The 19,719-nt window shown below is 64.6% G+C and carries 15 protein-coding genes and 1 riboswitch; of the genes, 10 read left to right on the top strand and 5 right to left on the bottom strand.

Annotated features, from left to right (window positions below; all coding sequences use genetic code 11):
• Window positions 1-80: 80 nt before the first annotated feature.
• The 3 genes from CF161_RS22345 to CF161_RS22355 form a co-directional block, all read right to left on the bottom strand.
• On the bottom strand, window positions 81-782 hold the full coding sequence (locus CF161_RS22345) for a DUF3053 domain-containing protein (RefSeq protein ID WP_020298888.1): 702 nt from the start codon (window positions 780-782) through the stop codon (window positions 81-83).
• A 146-nt stretch (window positions 783-928) separates the two neighbouring features.
• Complete coding sequence (locus CF161_RS22350) at window positions 929-1,798, bottom strand: transporter (RefSeq protein ID WP_020298889.1); 870 nt, start codon at window positions 1,796-1,798, stop codon at window positions 929-931.
• 96 nt (window positions 1,799-1,894) lie between these two features.
• Complete coding sequence (locus tag CF161_RS22355) at window positions 1,895-3,994, bottom strand: PQQ-dependent dehydrogenase, methanol/ethanol family (RefSeq protein ID WP_020298890.1); 2,100 nt, start codon at window positions 3,992-3,994, stop codon at window positions 1,895-1,897.
• 311 nt (window positions 3,995-4,305) lie between these two features.
• On the opposite strand from CF161_RS22355, the gene CF161_RS22360 reads away from it, so the two are divergent.
• Window positions 4,306-6,198: an ATP-binding protein gene (locus tag CF161_RS22360; RefSeq protein WP_043230125.1), complete on the top strand. Its 1,893-nt coding sequence runs from the start codon at window positions 4,306-4,308 to the stop codon at window positions 6,196-6,198.
• 4 nt (window positions 6,199-6,202) lie between these two features.
• On the opposite strand, the gene CF161_RS22365 is transcribed toward CF161_RS22360, so the two are convergent.
• A complete protein-coding gene (locus tag CF161_RS22365; RefSeq protein WP_020298892.1) occupies window positions 6,203-7,021 on the bottom strand; it encodes a cyclase family protein in 819 nt (272 codons plus the stop codon).
• Window positions 7,022-7,301: 280 nt separating this feature from the next.
• Here CF161_RS22365 and CF161_RS22370 point away from each other — a divergent pair, with 280 nt between their 5' ends.
• Entirely contained in the window at window positions 7,302-7,952 is a 651-nt protein-coding gene (locus tag CF161_RS22370; RefSeq protein WP_020298893.1) for a DUF2625 family protein, read from the top strand.
• A 22-nt stretch (window positions 7,953-7,974) separates the two neighbouring features.
• Here CF161_RS22370 and CF161_RS22375 read toward each other — a convergent pair whose 3' ends face one another.
• Window positions 7,975-8,472, bottom strand: coding sequence for a DUF1543 domain-containing protein (locus tag CF161_RS22375; RefSeq protein WP_020298894.1), 498 nt, complete (start codon window positions 8,470-8,472; stop codon window positions 7,975-7,977).
• A gap of 268 nt (window positions 8,473-8,740) precedes the next feature.
• On the opposite strand from CF161_RS22375, the gene CF161_RS22380 reads away from it, so the two are divergent.
• The 8 genes from CF161_RS22380 to CF161_RS22415 form a co-directional block, all read left to right on the top strand.
• A complete protein-coding gene (locus CF161_RS22380) occupies window positions 8,741-9,814 on the top strand; it encodes a hypothetical protein (RefSeq protein WP_020298895.1) in 1,074 nt (357 codons plus the stop codon).
• A 39-nt stretch (window positions 9,815-9,853) separates the two neighbouring features.
• Window positions 9,854-10,059, top strand: a riboswitch (cobalamin riboswitch).
• 173 nt (window positions 10,060-10,232) lie between these two features.
• Window positions 10,233-12,320, top strand: coding sequence for a TonB-dependent siderophore receptor (locus CF161_RS22385; RefSeq protein ID WP_256206471.1), 2,088 nt, complete (start codon window positions 10,233-10,235; stop codon window positions 12,318-12,320).
• Window positions 12,321-12,580: 260 nt separating this feature from the next.
• Window positions 12,581-13,936, top strand: a complete 1,356-nt coding sequence (locus CF161_RS22390) for an amidohydrolase (RefSeq protein WP_020298897.1) — start codon at window positions 12,581-12,583, stop codon at window positions 13,934-13,936.
• A 148-nt stretch (window positions 13,937-14,084) separates the two neighbouring features.
• Entirely contained in the window at window positions 14,085-14,585 is a 501-nt protein-coding gene (locus CF161_RS22395; RefSeq protein WP_020298898.1) for a sigma-70 family RNA polymerase sigma factor, read from the top strand.
• Entirely contained in the window at window positions 14,582-15,532 is a 951-nt protein-coding gene (locus tag CF161_RS22400) for a FecR domain-containing protein (RefSeq protein WP_020298899.1), read from the top strand. Before CF161_RS22395 ends, CF161_RS22400 begins: the two co-directional genes overlap by 4 nt.
• A gap of 91 nt (window positions 15,533-15,623) precedes the next feature.
• Window positions 15,624-18,146 (top strand): TonB-dependent receptor domain-containing protein, encoded by a 2,523-nt coding sequence (locus CF161_RS22405; RefSeq protein WP_020298900.1) that lies wholly within the window; start codon window positions 15,624-15,626, stop codon window positions 18,144-18,146.
• Between the two features lie 29 nt (window positions 18,147-18,175).
• A complete protein-coding gene (locus CF161_RS22410) occupies window positions 18,176-19,324 on the top strand; it encodes an LLM class flavin-dependent oxidoreductase (RefSeq protein ID WP_020298901.1) in 1,149 nt (382 codons plus the stop codon).
• Window positions 19,321-19,719: ABC transporter substrate-binding protein (locus CF161_RS22415; RefSeq protein WP_020298902.1), on the top strand; the 399-nt coding region annotated here is incomplete at its 3' end. The genes CF161_RS22410 and CF161_RS22415, both read left to right, overlap by 4 nt.

Raw genomic sequence — 19,719 nt, forward strand, 5'->3', positions numbered from 1 at the left:
GTTGCATAGGCCTCGCGCACTCGGCAGCAACGACGGATGCAAAAACGCCACTCGATTGAGTGGCGTTTTTTTGCGCCGGCTTAGCGGCCGGTCATCAGGCTCTGCAAGCGGGCCTGGGCCTGCTGGACGTTTTTCGCCTGGCTGCTCAGCTCTTGCAGCAGGGCATTCAACTCGGCCTGGACTGCCGGGTCCTGGACCTTGACCACCGCCCCGGAAATCTCGATCTGGCCTTTATGGGCGTTCACGTAATCGGCAATCTTCAGGCTGCTGGCGAAGGTGCCATTGATCTGCGGCAGCACCTCGCGAAAGGTGTTGGCCGGCACGCTGACGGTCTTGTCGTAGGCTTTGTCATACACCACCTTCAAGTCCTCGGGCTGCTTGAGCTGGGCGTGCGCCGCATCCGCCTTGGCCTGTTCGCTGGTCAGTTGGGTGGCCATGTTATTGAGCCCGGCCTGGATCGCCTGGATATCGTCACGACGGGCGATGACATCGCCCAGGGAACGCATCGCCCCCTTCTGCATCAGCTCGCCTAAAGGCTTGACCGACGCGTCCATGCCGGCATTGAAATCGCTGATCACCGCGTAGTGACGGCTGTAGTCGCCAAACGCTTTGCTCTCATCCGCGGTCAGTTGCGGTACGCGTACGCCAGGCTTGTCGAGGATGCGGGTCTGCAGAAACTGGCTGAACGCGGTGCGCTGCTCGGGCTCTTTGTCGCCACAAGCGGCCAGTACCAGGGGCAGTGCCAGAACCAGCAGCAAACCGGGACGAAACAGGGACTTCATGTCATGGACCTCCAAAAAAAAGATAAGCGCCTGCCGGGGTCAAGCCCTGAAAAGCGCCGGCGAGCATACGCGCTCGACGGCAGTCAGACCACCGCTTTCATCCGGGGTTCGCCCGATCTACCCTGCCATGCCCGTGGCCCTGGTCTTCAGTAGATATACGCCAGGCGAAATTGCAGCGAATGGTCGGTCATGGGTCCTGAGCGCACCGCCACATCGCGCCAGTACTGGCCCATCACCTGCCACTGCTTGCCGAGCATGGTGGTTGCAGACAGGCCCACGGTGCCGTTGTTGTGGCTGGTGTCCAGGGTCTGCCCGTCAAGGGTCTCGCGCGAGCCCCAGTTATGCCGATATGACAGGGCCACCGAGGTCTGCGGGGTGAAGTTGTAGCGCAAGTGATTGTGCAGCTGGATCAGCGGATCGCGGTGGGCACCGGTGTCGCGCTGCTCCTGGTAGAACTCGGTTTCGCCAATCACGTCCCAGGTCCACTTGTCGTTGAAGCCATGCACATAACCCACCTGGAAATCCGCTGCCCAGCGGTTGTTGCTCAGGGCAAACCCCTGGTTCTTGTGATCGCCGGTGGGCGCGGTGATGAACATCGACCAGCCCAGGTGCCGGTTGCGCTCCATGTCGGCCAGGGTCCAGAGCGTGGCGCCAAAGGTGATGTCACCCAAGCCGGTGTACTTCTGCCCGCTGGCCCCCAGGTCCTGATGGCCGTAGGGGATGACGATCTGTGGGTCCCAGATATAGCCGGTGTTGAAAAACTCGGTGAAGTGCACCAGCCGCAGCACTTCGACGGTCAGGTCGAGGTCGAGGTTGTCGGCGACTTTTTTACCGCCCTGGTACGACTTGTCGATTCGCGGGTTCTGCTGGTACAGCAACAGCAGGTCGGTGCCCGCCGGCAGCGCCGCGTAGTCGCCGGAGTCGGGCTTGACGTCGGCCAGGGCCTGGCCTGCAAGCAAGGCCATTAACAGCGAGCACGGCAAGGCAGCACTTTTGCTGGAAAAAAGCGTTTTCATCAGTTCACCTGTCTAGCGGATATTGTTGTTGGAATGGCTAAGGCACGGCTCGCCCGTGGGCCTGCCCGGCAGATGCCGGGTGGCCCCCGTGACGCTTTACTGGGTGGTGGCGGTGTCGGTCAGCGCACGCAAATCCAGGCTGCGCTTGATGATGTACTGGTGGATCAGCTCCATTTGCGGCATGTCCAGGACCCCGGCAAAGCTCGGCATGCCCTTGTTCATGAAGGCCCCGCTGACGATGCCGACAAAGGCCAGGTGCTTGTCCGGCGTCAGGTAGCGCAGGTCGGGAATCACCCCGCCGCTGGCTGCGTTCAGGCCGTGGCAGGCGCCACACATGCCGTTGAACAAGGTCCGCCCCTGTTTGATCTGCTCCGCCGAGGCGGTCAGTGCCGGCACTTGCGGCGGCAGCACCGGCGCCTGGCGCGGTGGCGGCAGCTGCTCCTTGGCCCCGAGCTTGAATACCAGCACCCGGGATTCGGGCCGGACCTTGCCCTTGTCGGTCAGCGGCCCGGCAATCAGCGGCATGATCCCGCCCCAGCCGGCCATGAAGGCCACGTACTGCTCGCCCTTGATCTGGTAGGTGACCGGCCCGCCCAGCACCCCGGAGTTGGCCCGGTGCTCCCAGAGTGGCTCGCCCTTGTCGGCGCTGAAGGCCATGACCCGGCCATCGGAGGTGCCCTGGAACACCAGGTTGCCGGCGGTGCTCAAGGTGCCGCCATTGCCCGACTCGACGTAGTCGTGGGTCCAGGCGGCCTGCTGCTTGACCGGGTCCCAGGCAATCAGGTGCCCGCGCCAGGCGCTGCGGATCTGGTTCAGGACCTTGGGATCCTCCGGCAGGTCCGGCACGTCGAGGCCGAAATTGACCACCGACTTGCTCGGCAGGAACAGCGGTTTGTCTGCCGCCTTGAGCTCGGCCAGGGTGTCCTGGGCCGGGATATAGACGTAGCCGGTGGCCGGGTTATAGGACATCGGGTGCCAGCTGTGGCCGCCGAGAAAGCTCGGCTGCACCACCTTGGGCTCCTTGGAGTAATCGGCCTGGGCGGTGAGGATCGGGCGCCCGGTCTTGGGATCGAGGCCGCTGGCCCAGTTGACCTGGACAAAGTTGCGCCCGGAAATGAACTGGCCGTTGGTGCGGTCGATGACGTAGAAGAAGCCGTTCTTCGGCGCCTGCATCAGCACCTTGCGCACGGCGCCGTCGATCTTGATATCGGCAAGGATGATCTGCTGGGTCGCGGTGAAGTCCCAGCGGTCCCCCGGGGTCACCTGGAAGTGCCAGACGTATTCGCCGGTATCCGGGCGCAGGGCGACGATGGACGACAGGTACAGGTTGTCGCCCTCGCCCTGGCTGCGGAACTCGTAGTTCCAGGGCGAACCGTTGCCGGTGCCGACATACAGCAGGTCCAGCTGCGGGTCGTAGGACATCGAGTCCCACACCGTGCCGCCTCCGCCCCACTTGACCCAGCCATTGCCCTTCCAGGTCTTCATGGCCTTGGCCATGGCCGGGTTTTCCGGTGGCAGCGCCGGGTCGCCCGGCACGGTGAAGAAGCGCCAGGCCTGTTTGCCGCTCTCGGCGTCATAGGCCGTGATGTAGCCGCGCACGCCGAATTCGGCGCCACCATTGCCGATCAGCACCTTGCCTTTGACCACCCGCGGAGCCCCGGTGATGGTGTAGCTCTTGTTCGGATCGAGGATGGTGTCGACGCTCCAGACCTCTTTGCCGGTGGCCGCGTCGAGGGCAATCAGACGTCCGTCGAAGCTGCCGAGGTAGACCTTGCCCTGCCACACCGCGACGCCACGGTTGACCACGTCGCAGCAGCCCTGGCTGAGTTTCTCCATGGGGATCTTCGGGTCGTACTTCCACAGCGGCTTGCCGCTGGCAGCATCGAAGGCATAGACAATGCTGAAGGCGCCGGTGGTGTACATCACCCCATCGACCACGATCGGCGTGGCTTCGGTGCCACGGTCGATGTCGAGCTTCTGAGTCCAGGCCAGGCCCAGGCCGGCGACGTTCTTGTCGTTGACCTGGTTCAGCGGGCTGAAGCGCTGTTCATCGTAGGTGCGCCCGTGGGCCATCCAGTTCTGGGGTTCCTGGTCAGCGTTGAGCAGGCGTTTCTCGTCGACTGCGCCTGGGGTCGGCGGCGCGGCCAGGGCCAGGGTCGAGAGGCAAATAGCAGCAAGCGGTATCAAGCGTTTCATTATTTTTGTTATCCCGTTCTGGGTGACAGCGTGGCAGGCCCTTGCAGGGTGCCTGTCCGGTGAACGGGATTAGATCAAAGCTGGATCCGCAAAACGTGTCTGTGTATGCCAGTTATTTGCATCTGCGTGCCATATTGATTTTTTGGTCCGGCACCAGCGCCGCGCCCCATGGCCAAAGGCCTGGCGGCAGCGGCGGCAGGCTGAAAATAAAATAATGGTTTTCCACCCCCTGCCAAATTATGCTCCGCGCAAGGAACGCCCGGAGATCGCACATTGATCGTCCGGTTCTACTGGCACGGAGGCTGGGATCAATGTTCAAACTCAGAAGGAAAACATGGGCTTTGCTGCTGGTTTATATCGTCGGGGTGAGTGGCTACATCTATTACCTCTACGTTGAAACCCAGGGAATCCTCACTGAGAACATCAACAACAAACTGCTGTATGCCGCGCTGGGCACCGCCGCGATTCTCGGCGACAACTACCACGACCACCTGGTCGACAAGCAGTCCAAGACCGAAGCCGAAGACCTGGACGCCATCAATCGGCTGTCGCGGTTCAACGAAGCCCTGGGCACGGCGTTCGTCTACACCGTGATCAAACGCGAGGGCGTGGCTTACCTGGCCAGTTCCAGCGCGTCGAAGACCGAGGTCGAGAACCAGAATTTCGTGCGCTTTTTCGACCCTTACCCGGATGCCAGCCAGGCACTGGTCGACAGTTTCGAAAGCACCAAGCCGGTGTGGATCGACTACACCGATCACTGGGGAGATTTTCGAGCGGTGTTCGTGCCCCTGCACTCCAAGGACGGGACTGTCTACGTCGCGGGTGCGGAAATCACCCTGGCCGATTACTACCACCAGCTCCATCGGGACTCCCTGCACCACATCATCCTGGCGATCCTGGTGTTTCTCGCCTTCAGCCTGCTGTTTGTCGTGGACTTGCTGCGCGTGCGCTCGCACCTGCAACAGCTACAGATCAACGAACAGGTGCTGAAGCAGGCCAAGAATGCCGCTGAAGATGCCGACCGCTCCAAAACCCGATTCCTGGCCACCATGAGCCATGAGATCCGTACCCCCATGTATGGCGTGATCGGCGCGACCGAGCTGCTCGCCGACTCGCCCTTGAGCCCGGAACAGCGCGGCCTGGTGAAGACCATCCACAGCAGCGGACGCACCCTGCTGTCGCTGATCGACAACATCCTCGACCTGGCGAAAATCGAAGCCGGCAAGCTTGAACTCAAGCCCCGGGTCTTCGAGTTGCGCACCCTGATTGCCTCCAGCGTCGAGATGATCCGCCAGGGGCTGCAGGACAAACCGGTGGTGCTGGAGGTGCAGATTGCGCCCCAGGTTCCGGCGCTGGTGAAGACCGACGCCGACTGCCTGCACCAGATCCTCATCAACCTGCTGGGCAACGCGGTCAAGTTCACCGAGACCGGCAAGGTGTCGCTGGTGGTGACCACCAACGGCTATGGCCCGCGCGCGCGCCTGGCGTTTTCCATCTACGACACCGGGGTCGGCATACCCAGCGAGCTGCAAGACAGCCTGTTCAAACCCTTTGCCCAGTTCGAGGGGCCGATCAACCAGCGCTTTTCCGGCAGCGGCCTGGGCTTGTCGATCTGCAAGAACCTGGTGGAAGCGCAAAATGGCACCCTGTCCTTCAGCAGCAAGTTTGGCGTCGGCTCGATTTTCTCGTTTTCCCTGCCCATGGAGCCGTTCTCCGGGGCGGAGATCCCCAAGGGCGAGGAGCAGGATGTGGTGGTGGACTTCGACTCGTCGTTCGCCGAGCGCTTCCCCCTCGACGTCCTCCTGGTGGAGAACCACCCGGTGAGCCAGAAAGTGGCGATGGCGATGCTGCAACGGCTCGGCTACGCACCGCAGCTGGCCGACAATGGGCTGGAGGCGATCAAGCACTGCGTGGGCTCGATCCCGGACCTGATCCTGATGGACATCAACATGCCGGTGATGACCGGGCTCGAAGCCATCGAGGAAATCCGTGACCTGCCCTTGAGCGAGAACTGCTACATCGTGGCCTTTACCGCGAGCGCGTTTTCCAGCGAGGTCGAGCGCTTCAGGGCGGCGGGCGCCAATGACATCCTGACCAAGCCCGCCAACCTGCAGGCCTTGACCAGCGTGTTGCAACGCGCATCCAACTACCGGCAGCAGATCCAGGCCAGCGCCCCGCCAGTGGACACGCGTTCCCGTCAATGACCCCTCAAGGCACCAGGGCGGTAACGGCCACGGGCGAGCCCGAACCTTCCTGCAGCCGCAATATCCCGATGACCAGCGTCGCGCCCTTGGCCGGCAACTGGTCAAGGTTGGTCAGGCATTCGAGAATGATGCCGTTTTTCTCCAGCACCTGGCTGTTGGTGGCGTACACCTCATCCTGGCCCGGGTCGGCGCCATGGGTGTCGATGCCCACGCCGGCGATCTGGCGCTTCTCCAGCAGAAACTTGCTGGTCTCGGCACCGACCCCGGGGAAGTGCGGGCCCTTGGCGTCGGCATTGATAAAGGCCTTGGGGTCGTTCCACAGGGCTTGCCAGCCGGTGTAGAAGAGTACCAGCGAGCCCTTGGCGATCTTGCCGTGTTCGCGCTCCCATTTTTCGATGTCCTGCACGCCGATCACGTAGTCGGCGTTGGCCTTGGATTGGCTGCGCACATCGATCACCACCGCCGGCCGGATCAGCGACTCGGGCGCATAGCCGTCGATGCCCATGCCCTTGGCGTGAAAACTGTTGGGCGCATTCATATGGGTCGCGCTGTGCTCACCGATGCTGAAGCGCCGCAGGTAATAGCCGTCCTTGTCCAGCGTGGCCACGACATCGAAGGTCACTGGCGGGTCGTTGGGCCATAACGGTATGGAGGGGCTGATAACGTGGCTGAGGTCGATGACCTTGCGAAACTGGAGGCTGTGCATTCCCTGGACTCCCTTGTCCTCGGCGAAACTGTTGGCCACGCCGACCGCCAGAAACGCGGTCAGTACGCCAATGGATGCCATTTTGAAACGGCTGTTTTTCTGCGTTGATTTAACCATGACGTCTGAGTGCTCCATCAATCAATAAGAGGATCCTGCCCTGGTGCCCGACTCTGTGTGGCTGCCCGAAAGCACCCAGGAAAAGCCCGCACAGTGTGACTAAGTGAGCGGCGCTTTTCATCAGCCCCCAAAAATATCCCATACCCCGTAGCCGCTGCCGAGCCGCGCGAGGCTGCGGCAGCGGCTACATGCGAACCCGGGCCAGTGCCTTCGGCAGCGGCTACCGGCCTGATATGATCGGCGCCCCCTGGCGAGTGCCTGCTGCAAAAAAGGATTTGACGTGCCAACCCTCGATCAACTGCTCAACCTCACCGACCCGGCCCTGCCCTTGATCGAGGCGTGGATCGCCCGCTCCCCCCATCGCTGCGAATGGCTGGCGCCGGCGCCGGATCGCGAGGCCATCCTGCTGGCACTCGGCGTGAGCACGCGCTCGGTGCTCGGGGCCATGGCCTACGAAAGCGGCGGGCTGTTGATCGATGACGGCTGGCTGCGACTGCTGGGGTCGGGGCATGCACGGCTGCCACGCAACCTGCGGGACTGGAATCAGGAGCGCATCCAGGGCGCAATGCTGGTCGCCGACGATGCCGCGGGCGGCTTCTTTGCCATCAACGGCGGCGGCCTCGGCGACGATACCGGGGCCCTGTACTACTGGGCACCGGACACCCTGCGCTGGGAAGCCCTGGAAATCGGCTACTCGGACTTCGTCGAATGGGCCCTGAGCGAACGCCTGGGGCAGTTCTACCAGGAACTGCGCTGGGACGGCTGGCAGCGTGAACTGCCGCAGCTCGGCGCAGACCAGTGCATGAGCTTCTACCCGTTCCTGTGGACCGCCGAAGGCAGCATCAACGGCAGCAGCCGGCGCGCGGTGCCGCTGGACGAACACTACCGACTGAACCTGGAACTGGCGCAAAAGCTCGACGCTCCGGCCTGAAACCAGCGTCAGCCACCGGGGCTCAGCGGGGAATCACGATGTAGTCGTTGCGCTGGACCACCCCGCGATGCTCGCCCTCTACCAGGTGGATATAGCGCCCGTCCACGGCATCGATCGGCAGGCAGTCGTCGACGTCCATCAGCGCATCGGTATGGGCCTTGCTCCAGTGGCTGAGCATCTGCCGCTTGCCCTTGGCCTTGGCTTCAGCCTTGTCGTGGGCCACCACCAGCAGGTAGTGGTGGGCCTCGCCGAAGGCCTGGGCCTCATAACCGCCGAGGTTGATGAAATACAGGCGCGGGGCCCCGGGCAGAGGCGCCAGCGGGCTCAACTGCACCTTCCACCCTTCCACGCCATCGACCTGCATCCACGAATCGATATGCAGCCCCGCCGGGCTGCCAAACCAGCCTTCGCGCAGTTGCGGGTAGGCCGCTTCCAGGCTGTCGGCGATGGCGAACACCACGTCGTGGACCTCAATCTTGGCCCTGGGGTGTTTGCCCCCCAGCATCACTACAAAAAGCATTCTGTTCCTTGGTTACCTGCCGCCGGCGGCAGCGATTTCGGGGCGACGGCCCCGGTCGGGGCTCATCAGGCAAGCGCTATATTCTTCACCATGTTGCGTCTGATTGCTCAGGTTTTACCGCGCCCGGGCCAGCCCCGCGCGGGGTGCAGCGCATTGCCGCTCAAGGCCAATCGCCAGCAGCCGATAGCCACACAGGCCATGCCATTTGCTGGCAAGGATTGCGGCGTGGGGCCCAACGGCCCCGCCATTGGACAACCAGGAGATGGTCTTGAAGCACACATTCAACGCGCTCGCGCTGGCGGCGGCACTGGTCTCGCCGACGCTGCTGGCGGCCCCGGACTTTACCGTGCATGACGTTGCACTCGGCATGCCCTATGACGAAGTCAATCTGCTGCTTCAGGAAACCTGCCCCCGGGGCTGCATGACCTACACCGGCTCCGGCCCGGCGGGCATCCATTCGCTGACGGTGTTCCTGCGCTACCAGACGATCTACTTCAGCAACACCCGGCGCACCGAGGTCAACCGCGACAAGCCCTATGAATCGGCGACCTACACCTTCGGCCCCGATCACAAGGTCATCGCCCTGGAAGCCGAGGTAAAAGGTTCGCTCACCGCCGGCAAGAAGCTCGCCGACCAGGCCCTGGCCCGTTACTCAGGCCCGCTGCAGGCGTTCACCCAGACCACCCAGGTCGCGGTACATGCCCAGGCATCGCTGGACCACCTGTCCTACCTGTATGCGCCGAACATGACCGGCAAGCAGTTCGAGCTGAGCGTGATCGAGCCTGCGCCTTCGCGCATGGCGGTGACCCGGGTCAATTACTGGGACTTCGACGCCGTGCGCGCCCTGGAAGCGGCCAAACCTGCCGATTTCGTGACTGTGCGCGGCCCCGCCGGCATGGGCCTGGTGCCCCGCGAAACCAACGCCGTGGAAGCAGCCAAGGCCCGTCGCTACCCGGCACTGGAGATCAGCACCCAGACCCAGGCCGTCAACGGCAACGACAAGGTGCAGGTGATTGCCGAGCAGCATGACGGCAATAAAAACCCGCCCAGCCAATTGCTGGTCAACGGTGCCCTGATCCGGAAGTCGGCCCTGCTCAGCGACGGCATGTCGTTCGAAGCCGTACAGCACCTGGGCGATGGGCTGTTTCTGGTGAGTGCCGCGTGGTCCGGCAATGGCTGCAGTGCCCAGGAGCAAATGCTGCTCAAGGTGGTCAACGGCAAGGGGCATCTGTCTGAACCCTTTGGCCGCTGCGAACCGCAGATCACCCAGCATGCTGGCACTACCTACTTCAACTTCGCCGAAACCGAATACGAGCCGCCGCAGACCCTGGCCACCCCCTGAAGCGGCTTTGCGCATTGACGAAGAAATTCATCAATGGTCATATGCGCGCCAGTTACAGGTGTCCCATGCCGCCGTGCATGGGATTAAACGGGAAGCCGGTGCGTCACTTCGGTGATCAGTCCGGCGCTGCCCCCGCAACGGTAAGCGAGCGAAGCATTCGACAGACCACTGTGCTCCGGCATGGGAAGGTGAATGCTTCATGACCCTCGCGAGCCCGGAGACCGGCCTGCAACTTCGTTTGGCAACCCCGCGGTGGGCGGGCGCAGTCCGGTTTGCGTGGGCGCGTGCGCCTGCGATTCCCTATGCGTTGTTCCCTCCGGGTTTCATTCTTTCCTGACTCAGTTGGAATAGCATGTCCCGCAATCCCCTGCTCCAAAGCCTCGCAAGCCGATCCCTGCCGATCACTTTTCTACCCTGCATGGCCTTTTCATCCCTGACCTTTGCCGAAACCGACCCGCGTGCGCTGGCCTTGCCGGCGACCCTGGTCAGCGAAGTCGCCAAGGGCGATGACACCTCCCTCAGCACACCGCTGCCCGCCGGTTCACGGCTGAACCTGAGCGCCCTGGAAAACCCCGCCAGCACCAGCAGCCTCGGCCAGGACGCCATCGATAACCGCAACAACCTCACGGTGCAGGACGCCGTGACCCGCTCCCCGGGCATCACCAGCATCGCCGCCCCGGGCAACGGCAACACTGCGCTGGCGGCGCGGGGCTTTACCGGGCACAGCTCGGTCATGACCCTGTTCGACGGCGCGCGCCTGTACACCGGTGCCGGCAGCCTGACGTTTCCGGTCGACCCGTGGATGGTTGAACGCATCGACGTGATCCGTGGCCCGGCCTCGGTGCTCTATGGCGAAGGCGCCACCGGAGCGGTGGTCAATGTGATCTCGAAGCAGCCCTTCGAAGGTGAAGTGCGCAACCGCCTGCGCTTGGGTTATGGCTCCAACGATCGCCAGCAACTGGGCCTGGACAGCGGCGGTTCCCTCAGCGACACCCTGAGCTATCGCCTGACCCTGAACCAGCAGCAAAGCAACGGTTGGGTCGACCACGGCGACTCGCGCAGCCTGGCCCTCAGCGCAGCCCTGCGCTGGCAGGCCAGCGATGACCTGAGCTTCACCTTCGCCCATGAGCGTGGCGACAGCGAGCCGAGCAGCTACTTCGGCACGCCCCTGCTCGACGGGCACTACCGCGACAGCCTGCGCGACAAGAACTACAACCTGCGCAACGCCGTGCAGCGCAACAACGATGAATGGACCCGGCTCAACACCAACTGGAACCTGAGCGACAGCGTCAGCGCCAGCAACCAGCTGTATTACATCAAGAGCCGCCGCCATTGGCGCAACGCCGAAACCTACAGCTGGCAACCCGCAAACGGGCAACTGCTGCGCCAGGACTATCTGGAGATCAAGCACGACCAGGAGCAGATGGGCGACCGCCAGAGCTTCACCTTCAACCATTCACTGTTCGGCCTGGACAGCCGCACGGTGGTCGGCACCGAGGTCAATAAAGTCCGTTTCGGGGTCGACAGCAACTCGCCTTACCAAGACGTCGCGGGCGGCACCATCGACCCCTGGCAGCCGACCCCGGGGTATTTCCAGAGTCAATCCAGGTTTTCCCCGCAAACCGACAGCACCACCCGCACCTTTGCCCTGTTTGCCGAGAACCGCTTGCAGCTGTCCGAGCGCTGGTCCCTGGTGACCGGCGTGCGCCGCGACCAGAACCACATCGAGCGCGACGACCAGCGTGCCGGCAGCCGCAGCGACCGCAGCCTCACGGGTGGCAACTGGCGCGCCGGGCTGGTGTTCGCGGTCACCGACCAACTGTCGCTGTACGGCCAGTATTCGACCAGCGAAGACGGGGTCGACGATCTGATCAGCCTCAATGCCGACGATCAGCAGATGGACCTGACCGAGGCCCGGCAGACCGAGTTCGGCCTCAAGCAACAGTTCTGGGACGGGCGCGGTGAATGGACCCTGGCGGCCTACCATATCGTCAAGAAAAAACTGCTCAGCAGCGACCCGGTCACGCGCCAGGCGCAACAGGTCGGCCAGCAGTCCGCCGACGGCCTGGAGGCGTCCCTGGAGCTGGCCCTGGCCCACGACTGGCAGGTCTCGGCCAATGCCGCGCTGGTGCGGGCCGAATACGACGACTTCGATGAAGTGGTGTCGGGCCAGGTGGTCTCGCGCGCCGGCAATCGCCCGAGTAACGTGCCGCGGCGCAGCGCCAACCTGTGGTTGAACAAGACCCTGAGCCAGGACCTGACAGCCGGCATGGGCCTGCGCTATGTCGACGCGCGTTATGCCAATACGGCCAACACCACCCAGGTTCCGGGCTACACCGTGCTCGACGCCAACCTCGGCTGGCAGCTGCAACGGGATGTGCGCCTGGGCCTGCAACTCAACAACCTGCTCGACCGGCGCTACGCCGTGGCCCAGCAGAACAATGGCCAGCAATGGCTGATGGGTGAACCGCGCTCGTTCTTCGTCACCGCCGACTACAGCTTCTAAGCCGGTCCACGGTCCAGCGAACGACGCTCGGGCACGTTTAACGCCGCCCAAGCTCAGCGCCGGGAGCCCCACAGGTTTCCGGCGCTGGCTGCTGGCAGAGCAGCAGACCATCAGCAACCGGCTGTTGCGCCGGGTGCATCCCTACGCCTGACCCCCCACGCAACGCCGGCCTGGCGGCCTGCAAGCGGGCTGGCATGCTTTCTGCGTTAACGCCGTTGCGCCCGACTTCGGGCCCTGCCGTTCCAACCCAGAGGCCTTGCATGAATCACTCTTTCTCCCGACTCGGCATCAGCGCCGGATTGCTGTTCTCTTCCCTGCTCCACAACACCGCCAGCGCCGCCGTGGTGGATGCCGAGCGCCTGCAGACCCTCGACCAGGATATCCGCCAGGCCACCCCGCAACTGATCGAGCTGCGCCACGATATCCATCAACACCCGGAGCTGGGCAACCGCGAAGTGCGCACCGCCAAGTTGGTGGCCGCGCGCCTGCGTGAGCTGGGCCTGGAGGTGCAGACCGACATCGGCCACACCGGCGTGGTCGGGCTGTTGCGCGGCGGCAAGCCGGGACCGGTGGTGGCCATTCGTTCCGAACTGGACGCGCTGCCGGTCACCGAGCAGACCGGCCTGCCCTATGCCTCGACCGTGACCCAGACCTACAGCGGCAATGACTTCAGCCAGGCGGGAAAGAAAGTCGGGGTCATGCACGCCTGCGGCCACGATGCGCACATCGCCATTGTGCTGGGGGTGGCCCAGGTCCTGGCGGCGCGCAAGGACAGCCTGCCCGGCAGCGTCAAGTTCATTTTCCAGCCGGCCGAAGAAGGCGTGCCGGTGGGAGAAACCGGCGGTGCCCGGCTGATGATCGAGCAAGGGGTGCTGGCCAACCCGGCGCCGCAAGCCATCTTCGGCCTGCACGTGGGGCCGGGGGTGTCCGGCACCCTTTCGGTGAGTCGCCAACGCACCACCGCCGCCTCGGACAACTTCGTCGCCACCATCACCGGCGAGCAGACCCACGGCGCCTTCCCCTGGGCCGGGATCGACCCCTTCCCCCTGGCGGCGCAGATCATCCTCGGCTGGCAGACCATCCCCAGCCGCCAGGTGAACCTGGTGGCCCTGCCCGCCCCGGTGATCTCCATCGGCAAGATCGACGCCGGCGTGCGCAGCAACATCATCCCCGCCGAAGTGCGCATGGAAGGCACCCTGCGCACCCTCACCGACGCCCAGCGCGACGATGTGATCAGCCGCCTGCAACGCACCGCGAGCAAAATTGCCGAAAGCGCCGGGGCCAGCGCCAAAGTCGAGATTCTCCCCGGCAGCTACCCGGCCGGCTACAACAACACCGACCTGGTGGACAAACTCCTGCCCCAGCTTGAAGCCTCGTCCGGCAAGCCCGTCACCCTGGGCTCCGGGGTCTACGCCGCCGATGACTTCGCCGAGTACTCGCGGCGCATTCCGGCGCTGTTTTTCGGCCTCGGCGTCACCCCCGACGGTATCGACCCGGCCAAGGCCTGGCCCAACCACTCACCCAAATTCCTGGTGGACGACCAGGCCCTGCCCGTGGGCGTGCGCGCGCTGTCGCGGGTGACCCTGACCTATCTCGCCAACAACGGCTACCAGTAACGGGCGGCCGGGCCGCGTGGCGCCTGATACAGGGCGGCACGCGGCCCCTGCTCCCGATAAAAAGTAATAACCCTCACACTTTTTATTCTTTTATTTAATCAAGCGCATTCGCCAACATTGCCCATCCGCTTGCTCGTGATTGCCTGCCATGCCTAGTACTTCCCATCATCACTTCACCCACCTGTTCAGCAAAAACTACGGTTGGTTGCGCGCTCGGGTCAGCCGTTTGCTGGGTTGCCAGGACAGTGCCGAGGACATTGCCGCCGAGGCCTTCATGCGCTTGCTGGGGATCGAGGATCTGGCCGCGGTGCGCGAGCCCCGGGCGCTGCTGACCACCATCGCCAAACGGCTGATGATCGATCACTGGCGCCGGGCCGACCTGGAGCGGGCGTACCTGGCGACCCTGGAGGAGCAGCCTCACAGCGAGCTGCCCTCGCCCCAGGAACACGCGATGCTGATCGAAACCCTGTTGCAGTTGGACCGCCTGCTCAAGGGCCTTGGGCATCAGGCGCGGCAGGCGTTTATCCATAGCCTGTTCGACGGCATGACCTACGAACAGATCGGGCGTGAACTGGGGATTTCCAAAAGCCGCGTCCATCAGCATATGGAGCAGGCGTATCTGTGTTGCCTGGAGGCCCTGGCGCAATGAATGCCGATTCGCAGCAGCAGATCCGGATCGAGGCCGCCCGCTGGTTGGCCTTCCTCCATTCCGGCGAAGCCGATGAGGCGCGCCAAGCGGCATTTCTCGACTGGCAGGCGCGCAGCCCGCAACACGCCGAATGCATCGCGCGGATCAATCAGCAGTTGGGGTTTATCCAGGCGTCCAAGCTGCGCGACCTCAACCCCCGGCAGTTGCAGCAAGCCCTGGATGCGCCTTCCAGCCGCCGCCGGTTCCTGCGCACCAGCCTCGGGCTGGTGGGGCTGGCGGTCACCACCGGTGTGCTCAGCCGCCTGGGCAGTACCGGCCTGGCCTGGCCGGGTGACCTGTACACCGGGATCGGCGAGCGCGGCCAGTTCCAGCTGCCCGATGGCAGCCAACTGACCCTTGATGCGGCCTCCCGGATCAGCCCGCATTTCGACGGCGCCAAGCGCGGCCTGAGCTTGCACGCCGGGCAATTGCTGCTGGACGTGCGCCAGCACGGGCAACGGGCGTTTGTCCTGCAGGCCGGCGACCTGCGGGTCGAGGCCCGGCAACAGCGGCTGTTGTTGCGCCAGGAAGCCAGTGCCTGTTACGTCGCCGCCCTGGACGCCGACCTGACCCTGCATGGCGCCAACGCCAGCCGCACCCTGCCCCACGGCCACTGGGCCCGCTTGCGCCGCGACGGTGCCTGGCACACCGGGCCCGCACCCGACAGCGAGACCCTGTGGCTCAAGGGCCTGTTCGAAGCCGATGCCCTGCCCCTGGAGCAGGTGGTGGCAGCCTTGCGCCCGTACCACCCCGGCCTGTTGCACCTGTCGCCGGCGGTGGCCGGGCTGCGGGTCAGCGGCCTGTTCCCGCTGGATAACAGCCACCAGGCCCTGGACATGCTCGCCAGCATCGCGCCGATCCGAGTCACTTGGCGCAGCCGCCTGTGGGCGAATATCGAGCCGGCATAAGCTAGGAACATATCGATCTGAGCCGCGACTGGAAATGACCCGGGTTGCCCCGTCAACCCGGCAGTCACTCTCAACCAGGATCGATAAAAAAATGCCCCATGTCGCGTGCGTGCGCATCCCCCTGAACCGCTTGTCCCTGGCCATTGCCCTGGCCGGGGTGCCGCTGCTGCCGATGCTGGCCGCGCCGCTGCAAGCCGCCGAGCAACGTCAGCACTACGCTATTGCGGCGGGCCCGCTGAACAGCGTGCTGCTGGCGATTTCCCGGCAAAGCGGGCAACTGATCGCCTTTGATCAACAGCTGATGGAAGGCCTGAGCAGCCCGGCGATCACCGGCGACCTGGACCTGCAACAGGCACTCTCACGGGCCCTCCAGGGTTCCGGCCTGCACGTGCAGCGTGAGGCCTCGGGTGCCCTGAGCATCCAGAGCCAACCCACTGCGGCGGCCGCGGCGGTCAGCCCTGCGCCGCGCACTGAAGCCAGCACCCCGCGCCTGGAAAGCGTGCTGGTGACCGCGCAGAAACGCGAGGAAACCCTGCAACGGGTGCCGGTGCCGATGAGCGTGGTCAGCGGGCGCAAGATCGAAGACACCAACGCCGGCGCCAGTGCGACCCAGATCACCCGCTTCATCCCCAACACGTCGTCGGCCACTATCGACAACCAGCGACCGCGCTGGTGGATCCGCGGGATCGGCACCGGAGACCAGCGCGCCAATACCGTCAGCCCGGTGGGCATCTACCTCGATGACGTGTATTTGAACAACGTCGACGCCACCAGTTTTCCGCTGTTCGACCTGGACCGGGTGGAAGTGCTCAAGGGCCCCCAGGGCACCTTGTGGGGCAAGAACACCACCGCTGGCGCGATCAACTTCGTGTCGCGCAAACCCGACTTCAAGGACAACCCCGGCTACCTCAAGCTCGACACCGGCAGCCATGCCAGCCGCACCGTGGAAGGCGCCGCCGGGACCGTGCTGGTGGATGACAAGATCGCCGGCCGGGTGTCGTTTCGCCATAACCAGCGCGACGGCCTGGCCGAGGACAACAGCAGCGGCGGGCGCAGCGGCGATACCCAGGACGACGCCCTGCGCCTGCAATTGGCGGTGAACTTCAACGACAGCCTGGACGGCGTGTTCAACCTGCATTACCGCACCTTCAAAAGCCGTGGCAACGGCCTCGACGGCAGCACCGCCGGGATCCTGGCCCGAGGCGCGAACGGCACCAATGCCTTTGGCTATAGCCCCAGGCTGTCGCGGACCAACGTCGACTACACCATAGGCGGCAAGGATGACCTGGAGCACAAGGGCGGCTCGGCGACCCTTAACTGGCAACTGGGGGACCTGACCCTGACCTCGATCAGCGCCTTCGAGGACGTGACCCGCACCATTCGCGGCGACAGCGACTACACCCCGGCCGACCTGGCCCGTGGTTATCGCGACCTGCACAGCCGCCAGTGGTCCCAGGAACTGCGCCTGGCCTCACCCAAGGAGCAGCCGCTGAGCTGGGTCGCCGGGGTGCACTACTTCCATGAAAAGCTCGACTACACCGAAGCCCGGGCCGCCGTCGACGGCAGCTTCCTCACGCCCTACTTCAACAACACCCAGACCGAGCAAGGCAACACCAGTTACGCCGTATTCGGCAGCACCACCTGGCAGGTGACCGAGCCATTGCGCATCACCACCGGGCTGCGCTGGACCAGCGAACAGAAAGACATCGACCTCAACCGCGTGGCGGCGGTGGGCAGCGCGCAATTCAGTGACCCCAGCCGCTGGTGGTCGCGCAGCAGTGTCAGCAACCCGTTGCAGGTCACGGCGGTCCAGGATGAAAGCCGGACCTGGAACGACTTCACCTGGGACGTGACCCCCGAGTACCAGCTCAACGATCACGCCCGGGTCTACCTGCGCTACGCCAGGGGGTTTCGCTCCGGCGGCTTCAACACCGGCGCCACCAGCCAGGGCAGTGTGGCCACGGTCGACCCCGAGTACCTCTCGGCCTATGAACTGGGGCTCAAGTCCGAGTGGTTCGACGGCCGCCTGAACCTCAACGGCAGCGTCTTCTACTACGACTACAAGGACATCCAGCTCAATGCCGTGGTCGGCACCAGCACCGGGGCCCTGTCGACCCTGACCAACGGTGCCCGCGGCAAGTTGCGCGGCGCCGAGCTGGAAATCGAAGCCCTGCCGGTGGATGGCCTGCACCTGCAGGCCGGGATCGGCCTGCTGCACAGCGAGTTCACCGACTACCAGTCCGGCAGCGATGACTTTTCCGGCAATCGCTTTGTCCGCGCCCCCAGCGTCTCGGCGACCTTTGGCGTGGAGTATCGCTACCCCCTGGGCATTGGCGGCTACCTGATTCCGCAGACCGACTGGAGCTACCGCAGCAAGCAGTACTACTTCGCCAACAACCAGACCGATCCGGCCCTGAGCGAAGACGCCTTCGCCCTCGGCAATGCCAGCCTGGCCTGGCTGTCCCAGGACGAAAAACTGCGCATCTCGCTCTACTCGCAAAACATCACCGACCGCAAATACGTCAATCACTCGTTGCCGGTCTCCTACGGCGGCAACGCCATTTTCTACGGCGAGCCACGCACCCTCGGGCTGTCCGTCACCACGCGCTGGTAATTCATTCGTCATTGATCGAGGAGCAACACATGGAAATCTACTGGTACCTGACCGCCCCCGACGGCCCCCAGCCCTGGACCGCCAGCGGTTCGCGCGCGGTGACCTACCCCTACCTGCAACAAGTGGCGCGGGCCGTCGACCACCTGGGCTTTACCGGGGCCCTGCTGGCCACGGGCGCCCACGATCCCTGGATTCTCGGGGCGTCGCTGATCCCCTTTACCGAAAATTTCCGCTTTCTGATCGCCATCCAGCCGGGGCTGATCTCGCCCACCCTGCTGGCCAAGATGGCCCTGACCTTCAGCCACCTGTCCAAGGGCCGGCTGTTGCTCAACGTGGTCAGCGGTGACGCCAACACCCTGGGCGCCTATGGCCTGAACATGAGCCACGACGGCCGCTACGCCCTGGGCGACGAGTTCCTGAGCGTGCTCAAGCCGCTGCTGGCTGGTGAGACGGTGAACTTCAAGGGTGAGTATTTCGATATCCGCGAAGCACGCCTGGCCCTGCCCGGCGGCCCGCAATATGCGCCGCCGCTGTGGTTTGGCGGCTCGTCCGAGGTGGCCCAGGAAATAGCTGCAAAACACGTCGACACCTACCTGAGCTGGGGCGAAACCCCGCCCCAGGCCGCCGAGAAAATTGCCCAGGTGCGCCAGCGCGCGGCGGCCCATGGGCGCACCCTGCGCTTTGGCATCCGGCTGTATGTGATCCTGCGCGACACCGATGAAAAAGCCTGGGCCGCGGTGGACGAGCTGTACGCCGGGATGGACGACCAGGCCATCGCCAACCGCCAGGCCCTGGCGAAGAACTCCGATTCGGTGGGCCAGGCGCGCATGACCGCGCTGCACGGCGAACGCCGGCCGCAGAACGCCCGCGACCTGGAGATCTACCCCAACCTGTGGGCCGGCATCGGCCTGGTGCGGCCCGGCCCGGGCACCGCGATTGTCGGCAGCCCGGACACCGTGGAGCGGGTCATGAAGGAATACGCCGACGCCGGCATCGAGGTGTTTATCCTCTCCGGCTTCCCCCTGCTCGAAGAGGCCTACCGCTTCGGCGAACAGGTGCTGCCACGGCTCCCGGTCACGCGCCTGCCGAGCCAGGCAGTCGAGGCCGATACCGAGCAACGCTTCACCTGGGGCAACCTCTGGGACAGCCCGGTCGCCAGTGCGGAGCAACCCTCATGAGCCGCGCCCACACCCTGCGCATCGGCAGTCATCCGATGAACCTGTCGCTGTTTATCCTGCGCCAGCGCCGGCACCTGGAGGCACTGGCCGAGGCCCGGGGCTGGGCCGTGCACTGGCTGGATTACGCCGAAGGCCGTGACAGCGGCACGCTCCTGCAACAGGACCAGGTGGACTGGGTCGGCACCGGCTCGACGCCGCCGCTCTATAGCCGGGCCGCCGGGGTCGACCTGGTCTACGTCGGCGCCTCGGCCTCGCGCCAGACCAGCAGCGCCTTGCTGGTGCTGGCCGACAGCCCGCTGCAGCGCATCGACCAGCTGCGGGGCAGCCGTATCGCCAGCACCGTGGGTTCCTACACCGATCACTTCCTGGCCCAGGCCCTGCACAGCCACCACCTG

This window comes from Pseudomonas sp. CF161 (assembly GCF_000416215.1).
Taxonomy (GTDB): Bacteria; Pseudomonadota; Gammaproteobacteria; order Pseudomonadales; family Pseudomonadaceae; genus Aquipseudomonas.

Bases quoted from the DNA above. Each gene is read 5' to 3' on its own strand.
- CF161_RS22345 (WP_020298888.1), bottom strand. From the start codon at position 782: ATGAAGTCCCTGTTTCGTCCCGGTTTGCTGCTGGTTCTGGCACTGCCC.
- CF161_RS22395 (WP_020298898.1), top strand. From the start codon at position 14,085: ATGCCTAGTACTTCCCATCATCACTTCACCCACCTGTTCAGCAAAAAC.
- CF161_RS22405 (WP_020298900.1), top strand. From the start codon at position 15,624: ATGCCCCATGTCGCGTGCGTGCGCATCCCCCTGAACCGCTTGTCCCTG.
- CF161_RS22365 (WP_020298892.1), bottom strand. From the start codon at position 7,021: ATGGTTAAATCAACGCAGAAAAACAGCCGTTTCAAAATGGCATCCATT.
- CF161_RS22400 (WP_020298899.1), top strand. From the start codon at position 14,582: ATGAATGCCGATTCGCAGCAGCAGATCCGGATCGAGGCCGCCCGCTGG.
- CF161_RS22390 (WP_020298897.1), top strand. From the start codon at position 12,581: ATGAATCACTCTTTCTCCCGACTCGGCATCAGCGCCGGATTGCTGTTC.
- CF161_RS22355 (WP_020298890.1), bottom strand. From the start codon at position 3,994: ATGAAACGCTTGATACCGCTTGCTGCTATTTGCCTCTCGACCCTGGCC.
- CF161_RS22375 (WP_020298894.1), bottom strand. From the start codon at position 8,472: ATGCTTTTTGTAGTGATGCTGGGGGGCAAACACCCCAGGGCCAAGATT.
- CF161_RS22360 (WP_043230125.1), top strand. From the start codon at position 4,306: ATGTTCAAACTCAGAAGGAAAACATGGGCTTTGCTGCTGGTTTATATC.
- CF161_RS22350 (WP_020298889.1), bottom strand. From the start codon at position 1,798: ATGAAAACGCTTTTTTCCAGCAAAAGTGCTGCCTTGCCGTGCTCGCTG.
- CF161_RS22385 (WP_256206471.1), top strand. From the start codon at position 10,233: ATGGCCTTTTCATCCCTGACCTTTGCCGAAACCGACCCGCGTGCGCTG.
- CF161_RS22410 (WP_020298901.1), top strand. From the start codon at position 18,176: ATGGAAATCTACTGGTACCTGACCGCCCCCGACGGCCCCCAGCCCTGG.